Source organism: Arthrobacter alpinus, assembly GCF_001445575.1.
GTDB classification, from domain to species: Bacteria; Actinomycetota; Actinomycetes; order Actinomycetales; family Micrococcaceae; genus Specibacter; species Specibacter alpinus_C.
Genome location: NZ_CP013200.1, coordinates 1,921,695 through 1,939,998 on the forward strand (window position 1 = coordinate 1,921,695; position 18,304 = coordinate 1,939,998).

18 protein-coding genes are annotated in these 18,304 nt (G+C 61.5%); 13 read left to right on the forward strand and 5 right to left on the reverse strand.

Annotated features, from left to right (window positions below; translation table 11 throughout):
* Positions 1 to 2: 2 nt before the first annotated feature.
* Together AS189_RS08480 and AS189_RS08485 are read right to left on the reverse strand one after the other, a co-directional pair.
* Positions 3 to 791: a GNAT family N-acetyltransferase gene (locus AS189_RS08480; RefSeq protein WP_424581443.1), complete on the reverse strand. Its 789-nt coding sequence runs from the start codon at positions 789 to 791 to the stop codon at positions 3 to 5.
* Positions 792 to 879: 88 nt separating this feature from the next.
* Complete coding sequence (locus AS189_RS08485; RefSeq protein WP_062287497.1) at positions 880 to 1,644, reverse strand: C1 family peptidase; 765 nt, start codon at positions 1,642 to 1,644, stop codon at positions 880 to 882.
* Positions 1,645 to 1,832: 188 nt separating this feature from the next.
* Between AS189_RS08485 and thiL the strand changes: the two genes are divergently transcribed.
* The 8 genes from thiL (at position 1,833) to AS189_RS08525 (ending at position 10,832) form a co-directional block, all read left to right on the forward strand.
* Positions 1,833 to 2,849 carry a thiamine-phosphate kinase gene (gene thiL / locus AS189_RS08490; RefSeq protein ID WP_062287501.1) on the forward strand — a complete coding sequence of 339 codons (1,017 nt, stop codon included), beginning with the start codon at positions 1,833 to 1,835 and terminating at the stop codon, positions 2,847 to 2,849.
* Positions 2,839 to 3,828, forward strand: coding sequence for a DAK2 domain-containing protein (locus AS189_RS08495; RefSeq protein WP_237760012.1), 990 nt, complete (start codon positions 2,839 to 2,841; stop codon positions 3,826 to 3,828). The genes thiL and AS189_RS08495 overlap by 11 nt, the downstream gene beginning before the upstream one ends.
* The gene (locus AS189_RS08500; protein ID WP_062287504.1) at positions 3,815 to 6,043 is read left to right on the forward strand and encodes an ATP-dependent DNA helicase RecG; all 2,229 of its coding nucleotides are present in this window, start codon (positions 3,815 to 3,817) and stop codon (positions 6,041 to 6,043) included. Before AS189_RS08495 ends, AS189_RS08500 begins: the two co-directional genes overlap by 14 nt.
* Positions 6,044 to 6,145: 102 nt before the next feature.
* Positions 6,146 to 6,724 carry a 16S rRNA (guanine(966)-N(2))-methyltransferase RsmD gene (gene rsmD / locus AS189_RS08505; protein ID WP_062287507.1) on the forward strand — a complete coding sequence of 193 codons (579 nt, stop codon included), beginning with the start codon at positions 6,146 to 6,148 and terminating at the stop codon, positions 6,722 to 6,724.
* 232 nt (positions 6,725 to 6,956) lie between these two features.
* The gene (locus AS189_RS08510; protein ID WP_062287510.1) at positions 6,957 to 8,381 is read left to right on the forward strand and encodes an SPFH domain-containing protein; all 1,425 of its coding nucleotides are present in this window, start codon (positions 6,957 to 6,959) and stop codon (positions 8,379 to 8,381) included.
* Positions 8,371 to 8,613 carry a hypothetical protein gene (locus AS189_RS08515; protein ID WP_104109544.1) on the forward strand — a complete coding sequence of 81 codons (243 nt, stop codon included), beginning with the start codon at positions 8,371 to 8,373 and terminating at the stop codon, positions 8,611 to 8,613. Before AS189_RS08510 ends, AS189_RS08515 begins: the two co-directional genes overlap by 11 nt.
* Positions 8,614 to 8,656: 43 nt before the next feature.
* Positions 8,657 to 9,655 (forward strand): Gfo/Idh/MocA family protein, encoded by a 999-nt coding sequence (locus tag AS189_RS08520; RefSeq protein WP_062287513.1) that lies wholly within the window; start codon positions 8,657 to 8,659, stop codon positions 9,653 to 9,655.
* A gap of 202 nt (positions 9,656 to 9,857) precedes the next feature.
* Positions 9,858 to 10,832, forward strand: coding sequence for a hypothetical protein (locus tag AS189_RS08525; RefSeq protein WP_062287515.1), 975 nt, complete (start codon positions 9,858 to 9,860; stop codon positions 10,830 to 10,832).
* Between the two features lie 153 nt (positions 10,833 to 10,985).
* Here AS189_RS08525 and AS189_RS08530 read toward each other — a convergent pair whose 3' ends face one another.
* Together AS189_RS08530 and AS189_RS08535 are read right to left on the reverse strand one after the other, a co-directional pair.
* A complete protein-coding gene (locus AS189_RS08530) occupies positions 10,986 to 11,759 on the reverse strand; it encodes a spermidine synthase (protein ID WP_193393519.1) in 774 nt (257 codons plus the stop codon).
* Positions 11,759 to 12,955 carry an aminotransferase class I/II-fold pyridoxal phosphate-dependent enzyme gene (locus AS189_RS08535; RefSeq protein WP_082634169.1) on the reverse strand — a complete coding sequence of 399 codons (1,197 nt, stop codon included), beginning with the start codon at positions 12,953 to 12,955 and terminating at the stop codon, positions 11,759 to 11,761. The genes AS189_RS08530 and AS189_RS08535 overlap by 1 nt, the downstream gene beginning before the upstream one ends.
* Before the next feature lie 282 nt (positions 12,956 to 13,237).
* Between AS189_RS08535 and coaD the strand changes: the two genes are divergently transcribed.
* The gene (gene coaD, locus AS189_RS08540) at positions 13,238 to 13,753 is read left to right on the forward strand and encodes a pantetheine-phosphate adenylyltransferase (RefSeq protein ID WP_062287521.1); all 516 of its coding nucleotides are present in this window, start codon (positions 13,238 to 13,240) and stop codon (positions 13,751 to 13,753) included.
* Between the two features lie 234 nt (positions 13,754 to 13,987).
* Here the strand turns inward: coaD and AS189_RS08545 are convergent, their stop codons facing one another.
* Positions 13,988 to 15,142, reverse strand: coding sequence for a hypothetical protein (locus AS189_RS08545; protein WP_129587202.1), 1,155 nt, complete (start codon positions 15,140 to 15,142; stop codon positions 13,988 to 13,990).
* 430 nt (positions 15,143 to 15,572) lie between these two features.
* Between AS189_RS08545 and AS189_RS19360 the strand changes: the two genes are divergently transcribed.
* Genes AS189_RS19360 through mutM form a run of 4 tightly spaced genes read left to right on the forward strand, consistent with a single transcriptional unit; the run spans position 15,573 to position 18,194 of the window.
* Entirely contained in the window at positions 15,573 to 16,052 is a 480-nt protein-coding gene (locus AS189_RS19360) for a YceD family protein (RefSeq protein WP_237760013.1), read from the forward strand.
* A 59-nt stretch (positions 16,053 to 16,111) separates the two neighbouring features.
* The gene (gene rpmF, locus AS189_RS08555; protein ID WP_054011667.1) at positions 16,112 to 16,315 is read left to right on the forward strand and encodes a 50S ribosomal protein L32; all 204 of its coding nucleotides are present in this window, start codon (positions 16,112 to 16,114) and stop codon (positions 16,313 to 16,315) included.
* A 56-nt stretch (positions 16,316 to 16,371) separates the two neighbouring features.
* Positions 16,372 to 17,247: a ribonuclease III gene (rnc, locus tag AS189_RS08560; RefSeq protein ID WP_062287526.1), complete on the forward strand. Its 876-nt coding sequence runs from the start codon at positions 16,372 to 16,374 to the stop codon at positions 17,245 to 17,247.
* A complete protein-coding gene (mutM, locus tag AS189_RS08565) occupies positions 17,247 to 18,194 on the forward strand; it encodes a bifunctional DNA-formamidopyrimidine glycosylase/DNA-(apurinic or apyrimidinic site) lyase (protein WP_062287529.1) in 948 nt (315 codons plus the stop codon). The genes rnc and mutM overlap by 1 nt, the downstream gene beginning before the upstream one ends.
* The last annotated feature ends 110 nt before the right edge of the window (positions 18,195 to 18,304 follow it).

Below are 18,304 nucleotides of genomic sequence, written 5' to 3' on the forward strand. Positions count from 1 at the left end.
GCTCAGCGCTTCCAGTTGTAGGGCGTGGTGGTGGAGACCTTGACCAGGCCGGAGCGTTCAAGGATGGGGCGGGAGAATTCAGTGGAGTCGCTGTGGACCAGTTTCCTGCCCATAGCAAGTGCCGAACGGGCCCGTGCAGCCGTCAGGGCCCGGTAGATCCCGCGGCCCCGGTACTCCTGGAGAGTGGCGCCGCCCCAAATACCGACAAAGTCTGTGTTGGGAACCGGCTCGAGCCGGCCGGCGCTGACCATCCTGCCGTCCATTTCTGCCACCCAGAGTTCCATGCCGTCGTTGCGCGCCAGCCGTGCAATCAGGGCGTTAGCCGTGCGGGGACCGGCAGGATCACCAAAAGCAGCATCAACCATGGCGCTCATGGCACGCACATCGGCGTCGGAGATCACCGTGCGGAGGGTGGTGCCGCCGGGCATAGGAACGTCGTGGCACAGGGCCTCGAGTGGGCCAATCATGATGGATTCGGTGTCATCGGGCGTGAAGCCGCTGCCCACGAGCGCCTCGTGCAGGCCGGGCGCGCGGTCGTGGCCGCGGGTCTTCCATTCGACGTCGGTGATGAGCGGATTGTTGCAAAAATGCGCCAAGGCGCTTGCCACCAGGGGAGCCATCTCCCGGGCGCCCACCCCCACAAGGTTTTGGTACGTGATGAAGCCGCGACCGCCGTCGAACGTCACCAGCCGCAAAGGGCCCAACAGGGTCACATCCCGTGCGCTGGGAGTCTCGGCGTCGGTGCGCAGTTGCTGATCGTAGGCCTGAAGGTAGTGCTGCTGAATTGTCATTGACATTAGCTTCCCAGACCTGGGCTTCCGGGGCCACCGCCGCACCACCACAACTTTTTGTCAGGGCGGTGCGGACTTTCGGTGACTTTTACGACGTCGAGCGCACGCACCAGAAATCGCTGGCCAAGGAACGGTCCAGCAGGTACCCGTAGGGCATGGTGGCGTACCCGGCCATGCCCCATCCGGTGCCCCAGGAGTTGCGGATGGTGAAGCTCTGGCTGGCATCGTCATAGCCGACGGCCACCACGCAGTGCCCGCCCAGGACGCTCTCGCTGGTTGCCGGCATGGGGACCACGCCCGTTCTGGCGACGTCGGCACTTTCAAAACTGTCGTAGACGGTGAAGCCGAACACCACGGGGAATCCGGAGGCCAGGGCGCCCTTCATGGTGCTCAACGACTGGCTGACGCGAGAGTAGCTGATCGCGCGGTTTTTTTTGGCAGCGGTGTAGCACTTGGCCAACGGTTTTTTGGCGAACTTGGTGATGGTGTAGGGCCACAGGGTTTCGTCGCAGGCGCCGATGCTGGCCACGGACTTGATTCCGTCACGGATCTGGGCGCCTGAGTCCGAGTCCACTGTGCCTTCGATGACCCTCTCGTTGTAGTAGATGAACAGCCGCGAGGGGGTGGAAGTGTCTGCCTGGCCCTCCTTCATGGCCATAAACTGCAGCACCCCTGCAATGCCGTTTCCCGTGCAAGAGCCGAGCTGTCCCTGATCGTAAACGGGAGGGCACGCAGGCCGCAGGTCCACGGACGGCGGCAGGCTCGCCTGCACGGCCACGGGTGCCGCGAACTGAAAGTCACGCTGATCCGGCAGGTCTGGGATCCATCCATACCGGGAGTTGGTTCTGGCCATGGCGGTACTGCCTCCTTCGCCACGCCGTGGTCTGGACAGGCCTCACTGAGCGTGGATACAACAGACGTTCCTCCTTGCATCACGGCGGGTCAAGACTTCCACGCATCATTATGATCCTCAAAAGGTAGGGCGGCTGGCTGCTGAGGGTGGCGCCCAGAATGTCCTACCCCCTCCGCTACGGTTAAAGAATGACCCTCACCGTGGACCAACTCTCCGAATCCGAGCTCCTGGCCCGGATCTTCCCGCGCCTGCACGCCGGCACCACCACTTTGCTGGGGCCCGGGGACGATTCCGCCATCATCTCCGCACCGGACGGTCGCACGGTCATCTCCATCGACACGCAGGTTCAGGACAAGGATTTCCGCCTCCTGTGGCCCAACGGCAGTGTGTCCGCAGGATACGACGTCGGATGGAAGGCCGCCGCACAAAACCTCAGCGACATCAATGCCATGGGTGCCGTTGCCACCGCCATGGTTGTCAGCCTCACCCTCCCAGGTACGACGCCGGTCGCCTGGGTTGAGGACTTTGCCAACGGCCTGAGTGCCGCCATCGTTGCGCTCGGGGCACCCCAGTGTTCGGTGGCAGGCGGGGACCTCTCCGGCGGCAGCGAGATTGTGGTCACCGTTGCCGTGACGGGTTCGCTGGAGGGGCTTGAGCCGGTGCTCCGCAGCGGAGCCCGTGCGGGCGACCAGCTTGCCGTCTGCGGAAACATGGGCTTCTCGGCCGCGGGCTGGGCACTGTATGAGAGCACCGTTGCCGCCGCCGAGTTCACCCCGGCCATGGCTCGCGCCGCGGCACTGTTTGCCCGCCCGGTTCCGCCGCTGACCGCCGGGCCGGCTGCAGCGCGCGCCGGTGCCACCGCCATGATGGACATTTCTGATGGTCTCTTGCGGGATGCCACCCGGATTTCCGGTGCCAGTAAAGTGTCCGTGAATCTGGATTCCGCCGTGCTCGCCGGCATGGCCCGCGAACTGGAGGAAACCGCCGTCGTACTTGGAAAAAACCCGCTCACCTGGGTACTGACGGGCGGGGAAGATCATGGACTGTTATCCACATTCCCGGCAGGCCGCACCCTCCCCGAGGGGTTCATTGGGATAGGCTCAATAGTGTCAATGGAGGCGGCTGTTGCGGCTGTGACCATTGACGGACAGAATTTTGAAGGCGTCGTTTCAGGCGCCCTGGGATGGGACCATTTTGCAGTCTAAGATCACCGCAACTGCACCCGTAGTCCGCCGCTGGCTGGCCATGGCCGAACAAACGTTGGCAAACCACAGCGACAGGCTCAACGCCATCAACATCTACCCGGTGGCGGACGCAGACACGGGCACCAACTTATACTTGACAGTTCGCGCTGCCGCGCAGGCGTTGGCGGAATTAGAGCCCTCCGATGTCGGCGTCACCATGGCTACCGCAGGACGCGCGGCCATGGAACAGGCCCGGGGCAACTCTGGAACGCTGTTCGCCGTATCGCTTGCAGCCATGGCCGAGCCACTCGCTGACGCCCAGCGCCTCAGCGGACCCCTTTTGGCCGCCTCGCTGCACCGCGCACAATTGCGGGCCTGGAGCGCCTTGAGCGAACCCATGGCCGGCACCATTCTCTCCGTGTTGGAGGCTGCAGCCCGGGGCGCCGCGTCCGTGGAATCAGTGTTCAATGGCGATGAGTCAAACCAGGCGCTGGCAGAAACCATTGAGGCTGCCGTCTGTGCCGCCCGCGAAGCCGTGGTGCTGACCGAATCCCAGCTGGGCGTCTTGAGTGAGGCACATGTGGTGGATGCTGGCGGTGTGGGCCTGTTGCTCATTCTGGACTGCCTGCGATCTGTCATCGTCGGTGAACCCCTCCAAGAAGATCTGATGGATGGCCTGTCCGGTTACAAGGTGCAAGATCCCAATATTGCCTTGACCATGCCGGAACAAGAAGGTGTTGAGGTCATGTGCACCATCACCCTGACCCCGTTGGCAGCCGCCGGTTTGCGCTTGCAGCTCGACGGCATGGGCGATTCCGTCATCATGAGTGCCGTCTCCGAACACGCTGACCCCACCGGCGCGTACCCCTGGAGGGTGCATGTTCATGTTCCCGCAGCAACCCTGGCCCTTGAAGCCATCAGGGCTGTGGGTGATCCCAGCAACGTGAGCATTTCAGCGCTGTCCGCCACCGCGGCGAAGGACGCCCATGAGCTCATCTGACCCGGCCCCCAGATTTCCCAACCCGGATCAAGGCTACTCAGATCTTGCCTTGAATATCTCCCGGCTGCTGGGCAAAGCCACGGCTACTGTGGTGGAAAAAAATCTCGGGATCACCACAGCGGGGCAGATGCTGCACCAGTTCCCGCGCCGTTATCTGGCCCGCGGCGATCTAACCGATCTGAACCAACTGGAACTGGGCGAGGACGTCACCATCTTGGCCAAAGTGGTGGCCGCGCACACCCGCTTCATGCACACGCGCAAGGGCACCATCACCGATATTGTGATCACTGATAATTCCGGGCGCGCGTCCCAGTTGGCCATCAGCTTTTTCAATGGCTTCACGGCCAAAAAGGAACTCCAAGAAGGAGTGTTGGCCCTGTTCTCCGGCAAGGTGGGGTACTACGGTGGCCATCAGGTGCTGACCAACCCCGGCTATGTCCTGTTGCCGGACGACGAACTGGCCGAGCATGAAGCCGAACTTCAGGCCGCGAGGCCCATTCCGGTTTATCCGGCCACGTTGAAGTTTCCCAGCTGGAAAACTGCGGATGTCATCAAGGCACTCCTGCCGGCGCTGGATCTGACCAAAGTGCCAGATCCCGTCCCCAAACACATTGCCGCGCGTGAGAAACTCATGCCGTTGGCGCTGGCCTATGACGAGATCCACACCCCTACGGACATGGAGTCCTGGCCGCGAGCCCGCAAACGCTTCCGTTATCAGGAGGCTTTGGCGCTCCAGACTGCCTTGGCGCAACGCCGTTTGGTGGCCATGAAGCAGGACGCCACCGGCCGGCCCCCTGTCCAAGGTGGGCTGCTGGACGCCTTTGACGCCAAGCTGCCCTACACACTCACCGCCGGTCAGGCGGACATTGGTGCGTTGATCGCCTCCGAGGTTGCCCAGGGTCACCCCATGCACCGGCTCCTACAGGGCGAGGTGGGTTCCGGCAAGACGGTCATTGCCTTGCGTGCCATGCTTCAAGTGATCGACGCCGGTGGGCAGGCAGCCTTCCTGGCCCCCACCGAGGTGCTGGCCGCCCAGCATCTGCGCTCCATTTCTGCCCTCTTGGGTTCCTTGGGGGAGGGTGCCTTGTTGGGTGGTTCGTCCGCCACACAGGTGACCTTGCTGACCGGTTCCATGCCCGTAGCGGCTAAGAAGAAAGCGCTGCTGGCGGCCGCTTCCGGTGCGGCCGGCATTGTTATTGGCACGCATGCGCTTTTATCCGATAATGTGCAGTTTGCCGATCTTGGGCTCATTGTTGTCGATGAACAGCACCGCTTTGGTGTGGAGCAGCGCGATGTCCTCCGCGCCAAAGCACTCAAGCCCCCGCACCTGCTGGTCATGACGGCCACGCCCATTCCGCGCACCGTGGCCATGACGGTCTTTGGTGATCTGGAAGTCTCCGAGTTGACGGAGCTGCCGGCCGGGCGCACACCCATCCTGACCCACGTGGCTCCTTTGGCGGAGCACCCCTCTTGGGAATCGCGCGTGTGGGCCCGTACTCGTGAAGAGGTCGACGCCGGACACCAGGTCTATGTGGTTTGTCCCAAGATCGGTGATGCTCCCGATGCCGAAGATGTTCCCACGGATAAGGCTGACGCCCGCCCCATGGCCGGGGTGTTGGAGACCGTGGAGTACTTGCGAACAGTTCCGGCGCTGGCCGGGCTGCGTATTGCCACGCTGCACGGGCGCATGGACTCTGCCGACAAACAGGAGACCATGGCGGCCTTTACGGATGGAGCCATTGATGTCTTAGTGGCCACCACGGTGATTGAGGTGGGTGTGGATGTGCACAACGCCACGCTCATGGTGATCTTGGATGCCGATCGCTTTGGCATGTCACAGTTGCACCAGCTCCGAGGACGCATTGGGCGGGGTGGGCACGCTGGAACCTGCTTGTTGGTGACGGGATTGGAACCTGGCCATCCCAGCCGCAAGCGCCTGGATGCGGTGGCCGCCACCATTGATGGGTTTGTGTTGGCTCAGGAGGATTTGGAAATGCGCCGAGAAGGCGACATTCTGGGTGCTCGGCAGTCAGGCGGCGTGAGTGGTTTGCGGATGCTCAGCGTGGTGCGCGACGAGGCGCTGATTGGCAGGGCCCGGCAGGACGCCACAGAGATTGTCGCCGTGGATCCTGAATTGGAATTCCACCCGGCCCTGAAGCTGGAAATTGAGATGTACTTGACCGAACAGAATGAGGCTTTCCTTGAACGTGGCTAAGAAGACCATGGCTAGCAGCACCGCAGGTGTTAACAGCACGGCTGTCAACAGCGTGGCTGCGAGTTCTGGCGCTGTGCAGGCTCTGGCGTTTGGAGCGCGGGCATGACCCGGATTGTTGCCGGAGCAGCCGGAGGCACCACGCTGGTATCGGTGCCGGGAGACGGGACCCGTCCCACCACTGACCGAGTCAAGGAAGCGTTGTTTTCTCGGCTGGAATCCATGAACATGCTCGCCGACACGCGGGTACTGGACCTGTATGCGGGTTCCGGATCGCTGGGTGTGGAAAGTGCCAGCCGAGGGGCAAAATCCGTTGAACTGGTCGAGTTCAATGACAAAGCCGCAGCCGTATGCCAGCGCAATGCCGAACTGGTCAATAAGGTCCTTGGTAGCAAAGTTGTCACGGTGCAGCGTTCCAAAGTGGAATCGTTCCTTGAACGAGTGGTGGGCGCCGGCGTTGACCAGTGGGATCTGGTCTTCATGGATCCGCCCTACCCGCTGACCGAGGAAGAGCTGTCACTCGTGTTGGGACTGCTGGCTCAGCGGCTGAGTCCCTTCGCCGTGGTGGTGGTGGAGCGTTCAGCGCGCACACCCGAACCCACCTGGCCCGCTGGTTTGGACGGGTTTGCCGAGAAGAAGTACGGGGAGACCCGCCTCTGGTTCGCCGAGCCGGCTGCTGACTGAGTCAACACTCCTGACTGCCGTTCATCCTGGCAATACCTGCTCTGTGCATACCCGCCCTGCGCACACTGCCGGCACTAAGAAATAGCGAGTACTTTGGATGGTGGAGGCACCCTCAGGAAGGTGCTTACGCAGCAGTCGGACCCACAATTACATATTCAGGCCGTGAGATCGCCCCATGACGGGGGAACAGGTGAACCGTTGCGACCATTCTTCCTTTGAAAGGATTGGGGTCATGCAATACCTCATCGCGTTCATCCCGCTGATCGTCGGGATAGTTGCTCTGGTGGTTCTTGTGTTACTCATTCGTGGCGGCGTGAAAATGATGTGGCAGGTTGCCGAGCCCAATGAGGCGCTGATCATTTCAGGTTTCAGCCGCGGGCGCCCCTCTGCTGCTACCACTGATGGCATGGACTTCCGCATCGTCACGGGCAAGGGTGCTTTTGTGATCCCCGGCCTGCAAACTGTCAGGCCGCTGTCCCTGACCCTGAACGAGACGGAATTGCAGGTCAACTGCGTCACCGCCCAAGGGATCCAGGTGGTGGTCCAGGGGGTCGTCATCTTCAAGATTGGGGATTCGACGCCGTTCATCGCTAACGCCGCGCGCCGTTTCCTAGGTCAGCAGGCCAAGATGGAAAGTCAGGTGTACAACGTTTTCGAGGGACACTTGCGCTCGATCATCGGTTCCATGACGGTGGAAGAGATTATCCGGGAGCGCGATAAGTTGGCCTCGCAGGTGCGCAGTGCCAGTGGGACCGAAATGGAAAAGCTTGGCCTCGTGGTGGATTCCTTGCAGATCAAGGATCTTGAGGATCCCACCGGGTACATTCAAAACCTTGCCAAACCGCACATCGCCCAGGTGGTGATGGAGGCGCGTATTGCCGAGGCCACCCGTAACCGTGAGGCGGCAGAAAAAGAAGCAGAAGCCGCATGGTTGATTGCCGATGCCCAAAGTATCTCTGCCATCAAGCAGTCGGCCGCCCAAGCCAATGCCGAAACGGCCAAGGCCAACGCCGCACAGGCCGGTCCATTGGCGGACGCCACAGCACGCCAGCAAGTGGTGGTCCAGGAAACCGAGGTCGCAAAACTCGAGGCTGACCGCGAGGAGCAGAAGCTGCAAACCTCCGTCAGGAAGCCGGCCGACGCCAAGGCCTATGCCCAGCGGACCGAGGCCGAGGCCCAAAAAGCGGCCGATATCAGTGCGGCCGAGGCCCGGGCCAGGAAGACTGAGCTTGAAGCGCAGGCAAATGCGACGGCGGCGGCGGCCACTGCCGGCGCAACCCGCGTCACCGGCGAGGCCGAGGCGGCGGCGACGAAAGCGCGTGGGGAGGCTGCGGCGTCGGCCATTAAGGCCAAGGCCCTAGCTGAAGCCGAGGGCATCAAGGCGCGTGCCGAAGCTTTGGGGACTAATCAAGAAGCGGTCATCAGCCAGCAGCTGGCTGAAAACATGCCGGCGATTGTGGCAGCGGCGGCTGAACCGTTCGCTCATGTTGGCCAGCTGACGGTGCTCAACGGCGGTGAGGGAATCAACAATATGGTGGGCGGGATCCTGGCGCAGGTGGGCAACTACCTGCCGGCATTGACCACAGCCCTGAAGGATGTCAATGCAGCCAAGACAGTCAGCGCAGCCAAGACAAAGGAGCCGCCGCGTGCGCCGTGATCAGGACAGGAGCTTGACGGGGAAAATTGGCAGGGTCTCCGGGGCGATCGGGCCTGGCACGTTGGGCGAGGTCATGATTGAGGTGAGGGGCGGAACGTCGGCGTATCCGGCCCACCCCTATGACGGAATCAGCAGCTTTCTGGTGGGGGAGCGGGTACTGGTCATGTACCTTGAATCGCCGCAAACCGTCTTTGTTGAGGCGCTGCCCGAGTTCCTCCAGCATCCCGCATAGGGTGGAGGGAAATCGCATGTTTGCCGGGTAGTAAGGATCTTTTGTGGAGCAACTTCGAGTGGGCCTCATTGGTGCCGGCGGCATTGCAGGCGTCCACATTGCGGGGTGGCAGCAGCTGGGCGCGCACGTGAGCGTTTATTCGCGCTCCGGCGCAGCTCATCTGGTGCAGGAGTTCGGCGTCGCTGAGGCTGAATCGTTGGATGCGCTGCTGGCGGATTGCGATCTAGTCAGCATCCTCACTCCCACCACCACACATCACGAATACGCTATGGCGGCCATCGCCGCCGGCAAGGACGTGATGTGTGAAAAGCCGCTCGCTGAAACCACTGCCCGGGCAGCCGAGATTGCCAACGCGGCCAAGTCCGCCGGGGTGCGGCTCTTCCCCGCCCATGTGGTGCGCTTTTTCCCCGAATATGTTGCTGCCAAGGCGCAGCTTGAGCAGGGCTTGTTGGGGTCGCCCCAGGTACTGCGTCTGAGCCGTGCCAGTGCGGCTCCGGCGGCGGGGTCCTGGTTCTTTGACGAGGAGGCGGCCGGTGGCATCATCCGGGATCAGATGATTCACGATCTCGATCAGGCCCTGTGGCTGGCTGGAGACGTCATCCAAGTGGAGGCCCTGCAGGCCCCGTCCACAGTAGACGGCGTGGTTCCGCGGCCCGTCACTGCCAAAGTGTTCTTGACCCATGAAAGCGGTGCCGTCAGTTTCCTGCGGGGGGAGTGGGGCCCGGACAACATGCCGTTCCATACCTCAATTGCCGTGGAAGGCGACGCCGGAATGTGGCGTTTTCCGCTCCCGCTCGCAGCAGATCTCGGCGGCGCTACGGCTCCAGTGGGTGGCCAGTTGCCCCAGCAGTCTCCGGCCAACAGCCCGTACACCTTACAAATTGGCGAGTTCGCACAGGCTCGCAGCACCGGGGCGCCGTCTCGAGTTAGCCCGTACGACGGCGTCATGGCCGTTGCGCTGGCGGAGGCCGCCTATGCCTCGATCGCCTCGGGCGGACCAGTGGAATTCTCAGCCGCCAGTGTGGCTAAGCTGCTGGATTAGCGCGTGAAACTAGTGGACTAGCGCGTAAACAAGGGGGCCAGCGCCCACGGACTGGGAATACGGGCCATGCGACGGTGCTCTCATCGTCGCCAGAAGCTACTTTTGTCCCCGTGGTGACGAGTTGAAAACCCGCCGTTGACAGCCCACAGTGGGTGCCGTACGTTCAGGGCACTGCACTCTTGCCGAGCCTAAGGCTGGAATCATGCGCATCCGGACGCTGTCACTCTCAATATCCCTCGGAGCCATGGCGTTTTCAGCGCTGACGGCCTGCAGTGGCGGTGCATCAGATCCACCAGGTGCCGGGGGAGAGCAAGGGGCCTCCGAAGGGGCTGCAGTGGATGAAGCCGCACTCGCCCCCGTGGTCACTGATCCGGCAACCAACGCGCCCGGCGGTGCGGCACCACCAACTACCGGGCCATCAACAGCCCAGCCCCCTAGCACGGTCGATATTCGGGCGGTGGATCTGGCCAACTCCGCGTGGCTGTATTCGTTCGGCGGCTTCGATCTGCCCGTTGAGGTGAAGCTGGTTAACGGGGAGGCAAGCTCTGACGGTGACGGTGTGCCCATCACTTATTCGCTGGGGGACGTGGTCTACGGTGACGTTGATGGTGACGGGGACGATGATGCTGTGGCTCGTATTAACCGTGCGCAGAGCATGGGCTCGGAGGGGCTCTGGTATTTGTGGCTCGCCGAGGGGCCGGATACGGTGCAACTGAAATACCCCATTGCCCAAACCGGTAGGTGCAGCACCTACGTGGAATCCGTGGTGATCTCAGATGGTGGGATCGCGTTGACCGAATACCAACGAATTCCTGGTCTTGATGACGCCATTCCGTGCTCCGATCCGGGCACCGGTCTCAAGAAACGCACCATCACCGTTCATTCAGAAGGCCAAGACAAGTGGCCGGTACAAACGGCGCCGGTGGCGGCATGGGGTGGACTTTGCCCGGGGCCGCGATGGAACGAATCGTCACCCGGCCTGGTGGATCTGTGGGCGGCGCCTGCCAAGAATTCTCCCGTGACAGCGACTGAAGCACCCGACGGCGGAGCGATGTTTGAGCAAAAGGACGCACCGCTCTTGCAGCGTGACGGGTGGCTTCTGATCGGAGTCAAGCTGTCAGGGATGGCGAATGAACAAGGCGTCACAGAAATGGAGTGCGCCTGGGCCCTGAAGTGACGCCGCCTCCTGCAAGAGCCACCCAGCATGTGATCGAGCGTTCAGGAAAAGACCCCAATTGCTGATCGAGGGTTTGGGAAAACACCCCAATCGGTGATCGAGGGTTTGGGAAAACACCCCAATCGCTGATCGAGCGTTTGTAGTGGGGTGGGGCTAGTTGGTCAGTTCGTCCAGTTCCACGCCACTCATCACAGTTGCCGGATGCGGGCCTGCCGCCACCAGCGCTTGAGTCCACCCTTGTGGCCACGGGCTGTTTTTGCCCAACAGGATGATGTTTCCGGGGTAGCGGCGACTAAATAGCATGGTTGTGCCATAAGCGGCCACGCTGGCCATGGCTTCCTGGAGTGCCTTGGTCTGGCTGGTGACCAGCGTGAAACCGGGCTCGTCTCCAACGTTGACGGCCAGAATTCCTTCCGGCGTCAGCACTGCCGCCGCCTCGCGATAAAAGTCTTCGCAGGCGAGGTGAGCAGGCGCGTCCGGGCCGCTGAAAATGTCCAGCACAACGACGTCGAACATCAGGCCTGCGGGCAGGGCAGCCAGCTCTTCACGGGCATCACCCACGTGGCTGCTCAGATCGGTGCCGGCCGGTAGCGGCAGCTGCTCGAGGACAAAGTCCAGCAGCTCACGTTCCAACTCCACGGCATGCTGGACGGATCCTGGCCGGGTGGCCTGGATGTAGCGGGCCAGCGTCAGTGCACCAGCGCCCAAGTGCAGAGCCGTGATGGGTTCCCCGGCCGGCTTCACCAGGTCAATGGCGTTGGCGATGCGGCGCAGGTATTCGTAGAACACTTCCTGCGGTGCGGCCAGGTTCACGTGCGATTGCTCTGCGCCGTCAATGCTCATGACAAAGGCGTTGTTGTGCCAAGGATCGGCTTCGATCGTGGCGTGGACGCCGCTGGTGCGCAGGAAACGGCTGGGCGTGGCCATTAAATCTTGTCCTTGAGGGTGGCGAGACGTTCGGCGGCCTGTTCCAGCAGCGGAACTTGTTTGCAGAAGGCGAACCGCAGCAGGGAGCGTGTGCGTTTGGCGCCTTCGGGGTGGCAGAAGACCGGGACGGGGATGGCGGCAACGCCAACGAGCTCCGGGAGGCGGCGGGCCAATGCGGTGGCATCGGTAATGCCCAGTTTTTGCGTATCGGCGTTGATGAAATACGTGCCTTGGGGCAGGTAGACGTCGAGCCCGGCGGCGCGCAGACCCTCGGCCAGGATGTCGCGTTTGTGGGCCAACGTCGCGGCGGCGTCAGTGAAAAAGCTGTCCTCCATGCGCAGTCCGGCGGCGATGGCACCTTGGAAGGGTGTGCCGGAGGAGTAGCTCAGAAATTGCTTGACGGTGCGGGCTGCCGCGACGAGTTCCGCCGGGCCGGAAAGCCAGCCGATCTTCCATCCGGTGAAGGAGAAGGTCTTGCCGGCGGAGGAGATGGTGAGCGTTCGCTCAGCCGCACCCGGCAGCGTGGCCACGGGTATGTGCCGGGGACCGAACGTCAGGTGCTCATAGACCTCATCGGTGAGGATGACGGCGTCGTACTTGATGGCGAGCCGCACCACCTCACTGAGCACCTCCACGGGGAACATGGCGCCGGTGGGGTTATGCGGATTGTTCAGGATGACCATTTTGGTGCGCGGGCTGAAGCTGTTTTCCAGCGTGGCCAGATCCGGCATGAAATCCGGAGCCAGCAGCGCAGCCGTAGTGTGCTTGGCGCCAGAGAGGCCAATCATGGCGCCGTAGGAATCGTAGAAGGGCTCAAAGGTGAGGACCTCATCGCCCGGGCCGGTCAGCGCCAGGACGGCGGCAGCAATAGCCTCGGTGGCGCCGGTGGAGATGATGACTTCAGTCTCCGGATCGAGGGTGATGCCGTAGAAACGGTCCTGATGCTCGGCCACGGCCTGGCGCAGATCCAGAATTCCCTTGCCAGGCGCGTACTGGTTTTTGCCAGAGGCGATGGCATCCTGGGCGATGCGGCTCAGCTCCGCCGGGCCGTCTTCATCAGGGAAACCCTGACCCAAGTTGATGGCGCCGTGGTGGTTGGCGAGGGAGGTGATCTCCTCAAAAATGGTCACTCCGAGGGAGCCGTCCGGGCCCAAAAGGTTGGCTCCTCGTGCGGTGCGGTGCCAGGGCGTGCTCATGATGCTCCTCAGGATTGCTGATGTCTACCGTGACCACGTTACCGGCGACGGCGTCCCACACCCTAGTGGGACCGCCGCCCAGCCCTGCGGCCAGGCCCTGTGGCCATGCCCTTGGCCAGGCCTGCGCCAGTGCCGAGCACAGTGGTTCCGGGGAGTGTGAATTTCGACGAACCGAGCAGGGGGTACGTCCGAGAATTCTGTTACCGGCCAGTACGCCACGGAATGCTAGAGACACGGCGAAATCATTGGCTGCTGGAGCGGATCTGGGCTAGATTCGTGAGTATGCGACGCGCTGTATGCCCCGGATCCTTTGACCCCATTCACAAGGGACACATTGAGGTGATTGCCCGCGCGTCGTCCCTTTTTGACGAGGTAATAGTTGCGGTCTCCACCAACTATGCGAAAAAGTACCGGTTCTCGCTCAATGAGCGCTTGGAGATGGCTCGCAACACCTTCTCGGCCTTGTCCGGGATTGTTGTTGAACCCATGGGTGAGGGGCTGCTCTCCGATTACTGTCACGCCAGGGGCGTCTCTGCCATTGTGAAGGGTCTGCGCTCGTCCTCTGATTTTGACTACGAATTGCCAATGGCAACCATGAACCGCCAACTCTCCGGAGTGGAGACGGTGTTCTTGCCGGGGGATAGCCGCTACCTGCACCTGTCCTCCACCCTGATCAAGGAAGTCCACACACTCGGCGGGGACATTGCTGACTTTGTCCCGCGCGCCGTGCTGCGCCGTTTGCAGGGTGATGTTGGCCCCGACACCACACCCGTCACCATGGTCCAGCCCAAGGCTTAGCCGCCTGGGCTGATTTTCCGGGTTCGTGGGATCCGTAGGGTCGCGGATTTCCACGGGTTATACGCATCGGTAGCGTGTGCGTCTTGCGTATAAACAAAGTCCACTTAACTTATACGCAGCTGGCGGCCCACCAGACTGCGGCACAGTGAAAGCACCGCAGCTTGCTCGGGCGCGGCGTGCGTATAAATAAAGTGCTGAGTTGCTGAGTGCGTCCCTGAGAGCTACCAGCCGCGCTTAGAGTCCTGTTTCGGGGTTTTCCTGTTGGACAGGGTTTAGCTGATGTCCTGGATAGTGCTGGTTCGGGTCAATCACGGCACCGGAAAGCGGCCCGTATGCGAACCACCCCACGCCGCCGCCCTGATCGGCCTCGAGGCGCGCCTTCAGTTCTTGCTCAGCGGCCACCATTGCGCGGAATGCTTCAGCGGCCGCGGGGTTCCGGCTGTGTTGCTCCGAGCGGAAGAGTTGGCGGGAGGAACCGGGCTCGTAAGAGTGGAATTCCACCACGAAGCCGTCACCTAGTTCTTTGGCAAGCCGCTGCGCTAGTTCGCTACCCGTGGCTGTGAACTGTGCGGCCCCGCTGCGGGACTTCCATGCTTGATTGCCGTCAAGAGAGGCATAGTAGGAGCCTTCCCACGCCTCCATGTCTGCAACGAGAGCAGGGGAGAGCTTCGCATCGGCGTACGTGACCGGGCCATGTAGCCAAAGGACAGTGTCGGCATAGTCGGGGAAGAGTCGGATCGTCATGATGGACCCACCCGCCGCGTCGGCTTGTGTGGCGTCAGTTGTATCAGCGGCTGGCTCTGGCTCCATGGCACTGATATCCAGATGCAGCACCACACCTGTTGTCACAAGATGTGGGGACGATCCGGTGCCGGCCCCTGCCTCGCCAGCCCCAGGAACGCACCGGGGATAGTTGCTGATGGGCCGGAACTGCTGATCGTGGCCTGGGGTTGGCGCCCAGTTCATTCCGCCACCGTCTTCGTTGGCATAGAGCAGGGTTGCCAGTTCCATGGAAGTAACCACGCCGGTCACCTCCGGGAAGCCTTCCGGGGTCCTGCCGTAATCAGTGGCGTCGATGATCCCGTTCAGCGTTACAGGGCCTTCGGTGAAGGCCGGTGCATCCCAATACAGGACGAAGCCCTCGCCACGAATGGCTGTGGGGAAAGCCCCTATGGCGTACACGGATTGGGCATCCAGAGGCTCGGCCACGCCGGTCACTGTGACTTCCTGACCAAACTTCCCGTACGACTGTTCCTGCTCAGGATCCTGTTCCGAATGGTGGCTGTCCGTTTCCAACAACAGCACGTGACTCAGCACCATGCCAATGTAGGGGTGTTCGATGTCACCATCGCCTATTTGCCAGTCGGGGACGTACACGGGAAGGATCATGTGCTCGATTATGCCCACTTTGCGGCCGTATCGCATGAGAAATACGGCATAAAGCGGGCCCTTTCGTCACCACACACCACACATGCAGGAGCCAACGGAAGGCGCACGAGTCGGCCATCCGGCGTCGTGCTTAAGCGTGAAAACCGCGCAGATACGGGCTCAAGACAGAAAATACATGCGAAAAATGCGGCTTGAGAGTTACATCACGCATTGCGGTTCGTCGCAAAGGCCATTGCTGTCGTAGACTGAATAAGGCCAATTTGGTCTGGTACCGCTCATTTTGATGCCCGGGAGCTTTCGGGCTAAGATGGTGCGTCGGTCATATGTTTTTACAGGAGTTCTCATTAGCGAATCCACGTTGGGCAATAAGTCCAACCATGGCACGCCCCTCACCGTCAGTGTAAGGGAGCTTGGGCGCAGCCCAGGCAGTATGTGGAAATTTGAAGAGCGTATACCTGTGCCGGAAGATTTTGGCACTCCGCTCATTGGCGCGATTCCCGGATCCGATTTGGATCTGGAACTCCGTTTTGAGGCCGTTCATGAAGGTATTCTTGTATCGGGTAACGTACTTGTCGAAGTGACAGGTGAGTGTTCCCGCTGCTTGGAGACGTTCGAGGATGACCTTGAAGTCGATGTGCAAGAACTTTTCTTCTACGAGGAGCCGTCCGCGGAATTCCTTGAACAAGAAGAAGATCAGCAACGTTGGGTCGAGCACGATTCTATCGATCTTGAACCGGTGTTGCGGGACGCAGTGGTAACCGCCCTGCCGTTCCAGCCGGTGTGCCGGGAAGACTGCGAGGGTCTGTGTTCCGAATGCGGAATACACCTTGCGGATGAGCCGGGGCACCATCACGAGATCCTAGATCCTCGGTGGGCTGCCCTACAGGGCTTAACCGGCGAAGAAAACTAGCAAATAAGTTTTTACTTGTGGGCACATGCCTGTGAGTTATCGAGAGAAAAGAGTTTGCCGTGGCTGTTCCGAAGCGGAAGATGTCCCGTGCCAATACGCGCGCACGCCGTTCCCAGTGGAAGGCCACCGCGCCTGCTCTGGTAAAGACCATTGAAAATGGCGAAGTTGTTTACAGCTTGCCGCACCAGGCCAAGGTCGTCACCGACTCAGCCGGTACCGCACTGTTCTTGGAATACAAGGGCCGTAAGGTTGCTGACGTCTAAAGACGTCCGTTCGGCCAACAGGTCCGGATGATTGTTTAATATTTAGCAGGAGTGTCATGTCCGCAGAAATTCCATCACCGGAACTCACGGACGGACACAAACTGCTGTTGAAGCGTCTCGGTGTCAGTATTGATGCCGGGACGCTTCGTCTTGCCCTCACGCATAGGTCTTACGCCTATGAAAACGGTGGCATCCCCACGAACGAGCGTCTCGAGTTCCTCGGCGACTCCATCCTGGGCTTTTCCGTCACTGACGCGCTCTACCGCGACAACCCGTTGTTGCCCGAAGGTGATCTGGCTAAGCGCCGTTCTGCCGTGGTCTCCACCCGCGCCTTGGCCTCCATTGGCCGCGAGTTGGGGATCGGTGAATTCATCTACCTCGGACAGGGTGAGAAGCTCACCAAGGGTCGCAACAAATCCTCCATCCTGGCTGACACCATGGAAGCGCTCATTGGCGCCACCTATCTCACCCACGGCATTGAAGTTGCCCGCCAACTGGTCATGCGCCTGGTTGGCCCGCTGCTGGCCGATTCCGCCGTGCTCGGCGCCGGCACCGACTGGAAAACCAACATCCAGGAAATCGCCGCCGCCCGCCACCTCGGCGCCATTGTCTATGACATCACCGGCGTTGGTCCCGACCACAACCGTTCCTTCACCGCCAGCTTGATCATTGGCTGCAAGCACTACAGCACCGGCACCGGGCCCTCCAAAAAGGAAGCAGAGCGGACCGCCGCCGCTGCCGCTTGGGTGGACCTGGAAAAGAAGTTTGGCTCAGGCTCTAGTAGTTCCATGCCTTCTTCCACACCCGCGTTCACGTCTTCCACGTCCGACGCCGTTGCCTCCGCAGCGGCCGGCTCGCCTGCCGCTGCTTCCGGCGCCACCGGCACCGTTTCTGGCACGGCTGTTACCGGCACCGTTTCCGCCGCGGAATAATGCCTGAGCTGCCCGAAGTTGAGGTAGTTCGCCGCGGCCTTGAACGTTGGGTTGCCGGGCGGACCATTGTGGACGTCTCCGTTCCGGACCCCCGCTCCATCCGCCGCCACGCGTTGGGTGTTGAGGACTTCCGCGGCAACTTGATCGGCGCCACCGTGCTTGACGTAGTCCGCCGCGGTAAGTTCCTGTGGATGCCGCTGTCGGATGAGCTCTCATCCTCTGCTGCGCCGCACACAGCACTTGTAGCCCACCTTGGTATGAGCGGGCAGCTGTTGGTGGAATCGCCGGAGCAGCCGCACGAAAAACACCTCAAGGTTCGCCTTTCCTTCTCCCCGCGGGCCGACGCTCCGGAGGAATTGCGCTTTGTTGACCAGCGAATCTTCGGTGGACTCTTCGTAACATCACTTGTACCCACTGCCGACGGGCTTCCCGGCGGTGCCGGTATGAGTGGCTGGGCTTTGATCCCCGAGGAAGCAGCCCATATTGGCCGTGACCCGCTTGATCCGCACTTCGACATTGAGGCGCTCCACCAGAAGTTCCGTGCTCGTAAGACGGGCATCAAGCGTGCGCTGTTGGATCAAGCATTTGTCTCAGGAATTGGCAACATCTACGCCGATGAGGCACTCTGGGCCGCCAAGATGCACTACGCGCGGCCCACAGAAACACTCCGCCGTCCCGACACCGAACGCATCATTCACGCTGCCCGGGATGTCATGTCGCGGGCGCTGGATGCCGGTGGCACCAGTTTCGATTCGCTGTACGTCAACGTCAACGGCGCTTCGGGGTATTTCTCCCGCTCACTGAATGCCTACGGCCGTGAAGGCGAACTCTGCCACCGCTGCGAGGGGCTTGGCCTGTCCACCAGGATTCGCCGCGATACTTTCATGAACCGATCCTCCTACAGCTGCCCGGTGTGCCAAGCGAAACCCCGCAACGCCCGGATGTAAGGCGCCGCAGAAGCCTTCAATGCCCGGATGCGTTGGACCTGCCAACTGATCGGTGCCTAGCCACGCGAAGGGCTGTGTAGCTACCGATCTCGAGGCTAACCCCAGTCCAA

Bases quoted from the DNA above. Each gene is read 5' to 3' on its own strand.
- AS189_RS08500 (WP_062287504.1), top strand. From the start codon at position 3,815: ATGAGCTCATCTGACCCGGCCCCCAGATTTCCCAACCCGGATCAAGGC.
- AS189_RS19360 (WP_237760013.1), top strand. From the start codon at position 15,573: ATGTGGAAATTTGAAGAGCGTATACCTGTGCCGGAAGATTTTGGCACT.
- rnc (WP_062287526.1), top strand. From the start codon at position 16,372: ATGTCCGCAGAAATTCCATCACCGGAACTCACGGACGGACACAAACTG.
- AS189_RS08510 (WP_062287510.1), top strand. From the start codon at position 6,957: ATGCAATACCTCATCGCGTTCATCCCGCTGATCGTCGGGATAGTTGCT.
- AS189_RS08530 (WP_193393519.1), bottom strand. From the start codon at position 11,759: ATGGCCACGCCCAGCCGTTTCCTGCGCACCAGCGGCGTCCACGCCACG.
- rsmD (WP_062287507.1), top strand. From the start codon at position 6,146: ATGACCCGGATTGTTGCCGGAGCAGCCGGAGGCACCACGCTGGTATCG.
- AS189_RS08535 (WP_082634169.1), bottom strand. From the start codon at position 12,955: ATGAGCACGCCCTGGCACCGCACCGCACGAGGAGCCAACCTTTTGGGC.
- AS189_RS08480 (WP_424581443.1), bottom strand. From the start codon at position 791: ATGACAATTCAGCAGCACTACCTTCAGGCCTACGATCAGCAACTGCGC.
- AS189_RS08485 (WP_062287497.1), bottom strand. From the start codon at position 1,644: ATGGCCAGAACCAACTCCCGGTATGGATGGATCCCAGACCTGCCGGAT.
- AS189_RS08525 (WP_062287515.1), top strand. From the start codon at position 9,858: ATGCGCATCCGGACGCTGTCACTCTCAATATCCCTCGGAGCCATGGCG.
- coaD (WP_062287521.1), top strand. From the start codon at position 13,238: ATGCGACGCGCTGTATGCCCCGGATCCTTTGACCCCATTCACAAGGGA.
- mutM (WP_062287529.1), top strand. From the start codon at position 17,247: ATGCCTGAGCTGCCCGAAGTTGAGGTAGTTCGCCGCGGCCTTGAACGT.
- thiL (WP_062287501.1), top strand. From the start codon at position 1,833: ATGACCCTCACCGTGGACCAACTCTCCGAATCCGAGCTCCTGGCCCGG.
- AS189_RS08545 (WP_129587202.1), bottom strand. From the start codon at position 15,142: ATGATCCTTCCCGTGTACGTCCCCGACTGGCAAATAGGCGATGGTGAC.